Origin of the sequence: Occallatibacter sp., assembly GCF_049802275.1 — a bacterium.
Classification (GTDB): Bacteria; Acidobacteriota; Terriglobia; order Terriglobales; family Acidobacteriaceae; genus Telmatobacter.
The window spans coordinates 1-5,185 of sequence record NZ_JBARMD010000318.1; the positions used below are offsets into that span (position 1 = coordinate 1).

The following is a 5,185-nucleotide window of genomic DNA, read 5'->3' on the forward strand; positions in this document are numbered from 1 at the left end:
GGAAACCCCAGATGAGAGCAGTTCTGTGTCCGAGAGCGAACGAATGGATTCGACGCCGTCATGCAAGTTCTGCCAAAACTGAGAGACACTGCGAGCACCAGGAAATCGCCCTGCCATGCCAACGATAGCGATTGTGGAAGGCTGCATTCCTTCTCTCCTCAGCGCTGCCTTGCCAGTTTGCGACGCTGTGCACGGTCCGATACAAGTTCATGCGATGGAGATTCGGCAAGGTGGCCCGCAAGTGTACTCACCGTGGTGAATTGAAACAGATCGATCAGAGCGATCTCGCGCGTCAAAACTTCCTGTAGTTTGGCATGTACCTCGGCAACCGTAAGGGAATGCGCGCCAAGATCGAAGAAGTTATCGTTTAAACCCACCGTCAGAATTCCCAGCGCCTCTTGCCACACGTTAGCGATGATGCGTTCGAGTTCATTTGCGGCTTCGCTTCCAGGTTCAGCGATGGTGGCCGAGGGAGAATTCGGAGGCGGCAATGCGAGCAACGCTTTGCGATCGATTTTTCCGTTGTCTGTAAGTGGCAGAGCAGGAAGGAACACAAAATTGGAAGGTACCATATACTCGGGCAGTTTGGACCCGAGTGCACTGCGCAGAGCGGAGATGGCGCTGCTGTCGGATGTGTCGGCCACGAGATAAGCAACCAGTCGTTTGTCACCCTCTCGGTCTTCGCGAAGGACGACTACGGCTTGCCGAACTCCTTGGCATTGCTCAAGCGCTGCTTCAATCTCGCCGGGCTCAATGCGATGGCCGCGCAACTTGATCTGAAAGTCGACGCGGCCGAGGAACTGAATGTCTCCGTCCTCCTGATATCGAGCCAGATCGCCCGTTCGGTACAGCCGTTGATTTGTGATTGAGGGAATTCGGAGAAATCGCTCGCCCGTAAGATCTGGACGTCCCCAATAGCCGCGGGCCACACCATCGCCGCCGATGAACAGTTCTCCGGCCTGACGCGCGGAGACACGTTGAAGTTTGGAGTCGAGAATGTAAATCTGGGTATTCGAAATAGGGCGGCCAATTGACACCGACTCGTTCACATCTCCAATTAGGCAGCTCGTAGACCAGACTGTAGTCTCGGTCGGTCCATACATGTTGTAGATCTCGCCCTTGAACACCTGGCGAAGTACGTGGATTAGAGATGCAGGGACTGCCTCACCCCCCAGGAGTAACTGTTTGAGTGTGCTCAGAGACGCAAAACTGCGAGCGTCGAGGGCTAGCATGCGCGCCAGCGAGGGAGTCATTTGAAGGTGCGTCACGTGGTGGCGGGCGATTTCTTCGCCAATTTTGCCTATGCCTTCATCGCCATGGAGTACGACCTTAAATCCGCGTGTCAGGGTCCACAAAAGTTCGAGCACCGAGATATCGAAAGAAAGACTCGTTACGGCAAGCCAGACCCCGGGTTCACAACCGAGGGCCTGATCCATCCCCGCAAAGAAGCTCAAGACATTGCGGTTTTCGACCATTACACCTTTTGGCTTACCCGTGGAGCCGGAGGTATAGATGACATATGCGAGGTTTCTGCCCGAGGCAGAAGAATGGATTGATTGTCGGCAATTGAGGGCGGTGTTTGAATCGCCTGCATCCACAACCATCAGACGCTGGAGTTCCAGCGGCATGCGAAGGCGCGTCTCCTCGGTGCTTAGGAGTATCGAGATCCTTGAATCTTCGATGATCCACGAAAGACGTTCCATTGGATAGCTTGGATCCAATGGAACGTAGGCTCCGCCGGCCTTAAGGATAGAGAGCACGCTGACAACGAGGGTCTCGGTTCGTCCCATCGCAACTCCGACTAGAGTGTCAGGCTTGACGCCAAGGTCTTGGAGAAGCCAGGCAAAGCGATCGGTTCTTTCGTCGAGTTCTCTAAAGGTCAGCTGGCGGTTTCCTGCGGCCAGGGCAATCGCATCCGGAGTCAGAGCAGCCTGCTGCGAGAATAGTTCGGCGATCGTGCGGTCGCGCGGGTAATCGGATTCTGTCCGATTCAACTCAAGCGGCTGAACGAGTGACATGATAATTCTCCATGAACAGATGCTCTATGCCTGTTCCCAGAAATGTCTCGATCGCTTCTGTCGGTGTGTTTACGATCGGTTGTCCTTTGACGTTGAAGCTGGTGTTAAGCACCATTTGACGGCCGGTCGTTTCGCCCACTGCTAGAAGAAGGGCGTGAAAATCGGGATTGTCGTCCACCGAAACCGTTTGCAGGCGCGCGGATCCGTTCACATGGGTGATTGCGGGCAGTTGGGCCCTGACCTCTGGACGAACATCGACGACGCTGATCATGTACGGAAGTTCAGTGCGCGGCGCCACATCGAACCACAGGTGTGCTTCCTCCACCGAACAGGCGGGGGCAAAAGGACGAAAAGACTCGCGCTTTTTAACCATCGCATTGATGCGATCCCGCATTTCAGGTCGTCTCGGATCGGCCAGGATGCTTCGATTGCCGAGCGCCCGCGGACCATATTCCATCCGGCCCCGATACCATGCGATCACTCGACCGTCCGCGATCAGTTTGGAGGCGGCTCCGCATGTGGCCTCGAGAGAACCGAAATGCCTCCATTGAATCTTGCCGTCAAAGCCGCCAAGTGCAGATTCGATTTCGGCATTGTCGTATTTGGGACCAAAGAGCGGGGTGGGAAACCTGTGGTTCGGAATCGATTTCGCAAGCGAAGTGCGATAGAGCGCGGCTCCCAGAGCAACGCCGTCATCGCCCGCGACGGGCTGCACGTAGACTTCATCGAACAGGCGAGAATAGAACAGCTTGCCGTTCGCCGTGCAGTTAAGGGCCACGCCCCCCGCCAAAGCAAGCCGGCGCAACCCCGTCTGCTTCCCGAAGTGTTCGCACACGTGCATTACCACGCGCTCAAGGCATTCTTGAAGGCCGGCAGCTACATCTTCATGATTCGAATTGACGGAATGGTTTTGAAGCCTGCGCTTGATCAGATGCTCGTCAAGCCACAAGCGCGTCCCGAGATAGCTCTCCCGCTCCTCGCGGCTTTGGTTAAGTTTCAAAATCGGAATGCGAATCGAGCCGTCTTCACGGAGTTCCACGACCTGCTCAAAGAACGGCCGAAAGCGTCTTCGGTTGCCGTAAGGTGCCAATCCCATGATCTTGTATTCATCCGAATTAAAGTCGAAACCAAGATGTAGTGTGATCAGGGAATATAGAATGCCTATCGAATCGTTCGCGCTGACGGTGTGGAGTTTCTCTAATTCGCCATCATGAAAATCATAGACACTGAGACTCTCAGTCTCGCCCATCGCATCATTTACGACTACCAGACACTCGTCCCAGCCTGACGTGTAAGCCGCACTGGCTGCATGCGCTAAGTGGTGGTTGACGTTGAATACTTTATTGTCGGGAAAGCCCGGAAGATCCCTGCGCACCTGTGCCAGCAAGGCGTCTCGTGAAAAGACATCCTGGTAGAGTTCGCGTGAAATTTCGTCTCTCTGGTAAAGCTCCCGGTACGGAGAATAGTCGAACCCGTGGGCAATTTCGTCGACCTCATTGATCGAGATGCCGGAATCCCTTAGACAAAACTGAATCGCGTCGATGGGGAATTGACCGGTGTGCTTGTTCCTCGTGAAGCGCTCCTGCTCTGCCGCCGATACGAGTTTCCCGTCAACCACCAAGGCCGCAGCCGCGTCCATTCCCTGTGCTATTCGGTATTCGCGCTCGTCTAAGCCAGGCCATCTGGCTTTTTTGAAAGAAACAGAATTCTCCAACCCGCTAATCCCAAGTACTTTCACAATGGCTCCTTCGATACAGAGCAGTCGGCGGATCTCAATGTGGGCGCGCTATTCTTCTCTTTTCTCTACTGCGGCAGCAAAACTAATTACTCTCCTGCAGTGTGCGCTTTCGCGCAAATCTGCGCCTCTAGTGCACAGCGAACAGTGATCACGATCACAAAAGATTCGTGTCGTATTCGCCTCCACGAACAGATTTGGGCATAAAATTGTACTCGGCTCACTACCTGGAAGCAGAGAATGTCCGGTTGAGCGAATCCAGATAAGGGCCGCTCAGTTCCATTTCATGCGCTCATCCAGCTTGTCTGTTGAACGCCAAAGAGGAGGCACAGATCGATTCGGACTAGTGCGCAGACTTGGAAATGCGTCGAATCGCCAGTTGAACAAGTTTCACGTAAATTCTGGGTGGAAGAGGTGTGTGGAACTCGGATCGCGGTCGTCCCACTGAAAGTGCATCTGCTGGAGCAGCCAATTGTTCCCATTGCGGGTGAGGACAGAAAAAACCACAGGACGATTGAATCCTCTGCAATGGACTTCGCCGTTGGTTGTGATCCAGGCGACGTATCCAACTGAACAGATGATCGAATTGTCTGCATCAAAACGAGAGTCGCCCCACGCTTGCCAATCTGCCCCGATGAACTCTGCCGCTGCCGGGAACCGCGTGCCCACTCACCGGCATCGGTTCCAAGAATCAGAACACCGTCGTTCCTGGCAATCAGACTGCTCACGCACGGAAGGCGGCGCGTCTCCCGCATGCTGCAGTTACGGTCGTACACCGTTGGAAGCTGAGGTTGTCAGGTGAGGGCAAGAGATGAAACCAGGATGCGAATCCACCTAGGCGGGAAGCGCACTCTAGCGTTAAGAACGTGGTGGCGGCCTAGGCAACGCGGAGAGGCCCCGCCGCCGTTTACAGCATTCGCCCTTCCGCCATCGCCCGTGATTCGGCTCCGTTGAAGGTCGGTTAGCGGCGTCGAGAGCTAAGCCATACCATGAGACTCCCGGCGAAGACTCCCGCGGCGAAGACGACACCCATTGCCTGAAGCGGCTTCTGTTTTACGGTCCGTCGCGCTCCGTAGATCGCGTCCTCGGCCACATCGCGTCCCTGCCTCAGTGCTTTGACGGCGGACTCGACTCCCTCTTCTACGGCATCGGTAACTACCGCCTTAAGCCTTGAAACCTCGCGAAGAACATCGTCCACTGAAGCCTGCCTTTCCATTAAGTTTGGTGACATAAGATTTAGCTCTCCTTTATTGATGTAGCGATCCGTGGTCATCCGCGGCGCGCGACATATACCTGTGTGATGTGATCCGGTCTATTCCTGTTGTATCGTTCGGTCTCCAAGTATCGCGAGGCGATTTCCTGATGGGGGATAGCCAACCTTGATGCGGCATATTAGGGAAAAATTCTCTTGCACGCTCACCTCTCTTATGTG

The 5,185-nt window shown here is 54.8% G+C and carries 4 protein-coding genes; all 4 read right to left on the reverse strand.

Annotated features, from left to right (window positions below):
• A partial coding sequence (locus tag WA354_RS11055) for a beta-ketoacyl synthase N-terminal-like domain-containing protein (protein WP_472813071.1) occupies positions 1-147 on the reverse strand: 147 nt, incomplete at its 3' end.
• 11 nt (positions 148-158) lie between these two features.
• Entirely contained in the window at positions 159-2,018 is a 1,860-nt protein-coding gene (locus WA354_RS11060) for a non-ribosomal peptide synthetase (RefSeq protein WP_472813068.1), read from the reverse strand.
• The gene (locus tag WA354_RS11065; RefSeq protein ID WP_472813069.1) at positions 1,996-3,657 is read right to left on the reverse strand and encodes a carbamoyltransferase family protein; all 1,662 of its coding nucleotides are present in this window, start codon (positions 3,655-3,657) and stop codon (positions 1,996-1,998) included. Before WA354_RS11065 ends, WA354_RS11060 begins: the two co-directional genes overlap by 23 nt.
• 1,057 nt (positions 3,658-4,714) lie before the next feature.
• Positions 4,715-4,984, reverse strand: coding sequence for a hypothetical protein (locus WA354_RS11070; protein WP_472813070.1), 270 nt, complete (start codon positions 4,982-4,984; stop codon positions 4,715-4,717).
• Positions 4,985-5,185 lie beyond the last annotated feature (201 nt).

Coding starts and splice junctions, on each gene's coding strand:
- WA354_RS11060 (WP_472813068.1), bottom strand. CDS start 2,018: ATGTCACTCGTTCAGCCGCTTGAGTTGAATCGGACAGAATCCGATTAC.
- WA354_RS11065 (WP_472813069.1), bottom strand. CDS start 3,657: ATGGACGCGGCTGCGGCCTTGGTGGTTGACGGGAAACTCGTATCGGCG.
- WA354_RS11070 (WP_472813070.1), bottom strand. CDS start 4,984: ATGTCACCAAACTTAATGGAAAGGCAGGCTTCAGTGGACGATGTTCTT.